Here is a 2,808-nt window from a genome sequence, read left to right as displayed (position 1 = left end):
GTCTAGATTTACTATTCTTTCATTTTCTCACACCTCATTCCTGATTGCTATAGAAAATAAATAGGATGTTGTATAATGAATAAAAAGGGGTCAAAAATTATGAGTCAATCAGTAAATGTCCCTGACGAACTAGGGGAAATAATAGCAGCCGTCATTGAATTTTATGAAGATGCGGTAGGTAAAATTGACCCGTCCATCGTCTTCACAGAACTAAGACAAAATCTAAGTAACTGGATAACCAAAACCCAGTTAAAGATAGAAGAGAAGTCCGTTAAATCAAGTGAACTAACTACTGAACAAAAAACAGCCTATAAGGAAGTAATCGACTTTATAGAAAATAGTTCAGAGCAAAACTTTAGGTTAAGTGGCTATGCTGGTACAGGAAAAAGCTTTTTAATGGCCAAAGTAATCCAATGGTTAAAAGAGGAAGAGTATAAATATGCAGTGGCAGCCCCTAGTAATAAAGCAGCTAAAAACCTAACACAAATCGCTCGTAGTCAAGGCATAAAAATAGAAGCAACAACAGTAGCTAAACTCCTGAAACTACAACCGACTATTGATGTAAATACAGGACAGCAAAGCTTTGAATTTAACTCAGAAAAAGAGTTAGAATTAAAAGACTATGAGGTAATCATTATAGACGAATACTCAATGCTAAATAAAGAAAACTTTGGAGACTTACAACAAGCAGTAAAAGGAGAAGAAACCAAATTTATATTTGTAGGAGATAGTAGTCAATTACCACCAGTAAAAGAAAAAGAACCCATAGTATCTAAGCACTCTAGTATAAAAAGAAGTGCTAATTTAACCCAGATTGTCAGATACAATGGGGAAATAGTAAAGGTAGCCGAAAATATTAGGAGTAATCCTCGTTGGAATCGTCAAACTTATCCATTTGAAACATCAGAAGATGGGACAATAATGAAACTAAATACGGAGGATTGGTTTAGATGGGCATTAAGTCATTTTGAACAAGAAGATTGGTTAAGTAATGCAGATTATGTGAGAATAATTACTTGGAGAAATAAAACAGCAGATAAGTATAATCAAGCAGTTCGTGAAGCTTTATATGGAGAAAACGTAGAACAGTTAGTAATAGGAGATCGCTTGATAGCTAAAAAACCAGTATTTAGAACATTACCAGGAGGAAGGAAAAAAGAGAAAAAGATAATCCTCAATAATTCAGAAGAGTGCAAAGTAATAGAAGCACCAAGAATGAATTATAATAATCAACATAAATGGGAGTTTTATCAAGTGAAAGTAAGAACGGATGAAGGAGGGACAATAGAGTTAAGAATTCTCACGTCATCAGCAGAAGAAAAAAGACAAGAAAAACTGAAGAAGTTAGCTAAAAGAGCAATAGAAGAAGAAAACTATAGCGAAAAAAAGAAAAGATGGGTGATGTATTTTGAGTTAGATGAACTATTTGATAACATGGCTTATGCCTATGCTCTGACCTGTCATAAAGCCCAGGGAAGTTCTATAGATAATGTGTTTTTGTTAGTCTCAGATATGCACCGTTGTCCCGACAAACAAAAGATATTATATACTGGACTAACAAGGGCTAAAAAATGTTGTTATGTAGGTTAATTTTTTGAAAGAAAAGAGGTTAAGCAAAAATGGGAGAAGCGAAAAGAAGAAAAAAATTAGATCCCAATTATGGTCAGAGATCAGTGTCAGATTTAAAAGGAGGGTTAAGCTCAAATCAGTGGCGAGAAAAATTAGGATTTTCTCTATCACAATGGCAGAAAGTGTGGCCAGATTTTCAAGTAGTAGAAAATATAGAGAAAATAGATGAGGGAGCAGATGGAGTCTGGATATATGGAACAAAAGAAGGAACAGAAGGGATATATTTTAGTGGAAAATTTATGAAAGCCGAATTTTTATTGTCATTACCAAAGAAAGTACAGTCATTTTACAGTGATGATGCCTTGGCTTTATTAGGAGATGAAGATTTAGAAGAAGATGATGAGGATGATTAACTATGAATGTAATAGGCTTTTATTTAGAAATAAATAGATGATAATTATGTCCAAATTATCACCTCGCCAGAAAAAAGTAACCCGTCTTAATCGGATTAGTCATGTATTAGATAAAGCGATTCCCATACCAGGGACAAAATGGACAATTGGACTAGATCCCATCTTAGGATTAATACCAGGAGGTGGGGACACCATAGCAGGTATCTTATCAGCTTACATTATTATAGAATCAGCAAGAATGGGCTTAAACCGAAAGGTGATTGGTCAAATGGTAGCTAACGTATTGTTAGATTCATTGGCAGGTTCAGTGCCAGTGTTAGGGGATGTATTTGATGTAACTTGGAAAGCTAATGTCAGAAATATAGAACTATTAGAACATCATTTAAACTACACCCCTGAGAATAAGAAAGTTAACCGACTGTTCTTGATTGGATTAAGTATAATATTAATGATAATTGTATTAGGATTTACCCTTTTAACCTTGGCCTTAGTAACATGGTTATGGGCAAAGATTAGGGGGAATAACTAAGAGCTGAATCCTATGAGAATTAATGGCGTTTCCTAGATTTTCAAGTACCACGCTTAACTAAAAATTATCTTTTTCTACAAGATAGTTCATCGGGTTTTGATGAGAACAAAAAGCAAAAAACAGTTAGTAGTGCCTTCAAAGGAATCCCTATTGTCGGGGCTTAACTAACTGCTCCACTGTTGTTCCCTAACCACTTACTATCATTAAACTTATCCCTTGAAGATACAACCTAAGTTTAAGGAGTTAAACTCACATCTTGCACCAAGAAAAGTTGATATGAGAAGCGATGGCTAAAAC

At 34.5% G+C, this 2,808-nt stretch carries 3 protein-coding genes; all 3 read left to right on the top strand.

The features are described from left to right. Positions 1-99: 99 nt before the first annotated feature. The 3 genes from P9B04_RS19325 to P9B04_RS19315 are packed head-to-tail and all read left to right on the top strand — an operon-like array spanning position 100 to position 2,511. Positions 100-1,590 carry an ATP-dependent DNA helicase gene (locus P9B04_RS19325; protein WP_342056603.1) on the top strand — a complete coding sequence of 497 codons (1,491 nt, stop codon included), beginning with the start codon at positions 100-102 and terminating at the stop codon, positions 1,588-1,590. Between the two features lie 29 nt (positions 1,591-1,619). Continuing rightward, positions 1,620-1,982 carry a hypothetical protein gene (locus tag P9B04_RS19320; protein ID WP_342056602.1) on the top strand — a complete coding sequence of 121 codons (363 nt, stop codon included), beginning with the start codon at positions 1,620-1,622 and terminating at the stop codon, positions 1,980-1,982. A 46-nt stretch (positions 1,983-2,028) separates the two neighbouring features. Beyond that, complete coding sequence (locus P9B04_RS19315) at positions 2,029-2,511, top strand: DUF4112 domain-containing protein (RefSeq protein WP_342056601.1); 483 nt, start codon at positions 2,029-2,031, stop codon at positions 2,509-2,511. Positions 2,512-2,808: the final 297 nt, after the last annotated feature.

Source organism: Crocosphaera sp. Alani8, assembly GCF_038442745.1.
In the GTDB taxonomy this organism is placed as follows: Bacteria; Cyanobacteriota; Cyanobacteriia; order Cyanobacteriales; family Microcystaceae; genus Crocosphaera.
The sequence above is the reverse complement of the archived record's forward strand: the minus strand, read 5'-3'. Positions and strand labels throughout refer to the sequence as shown.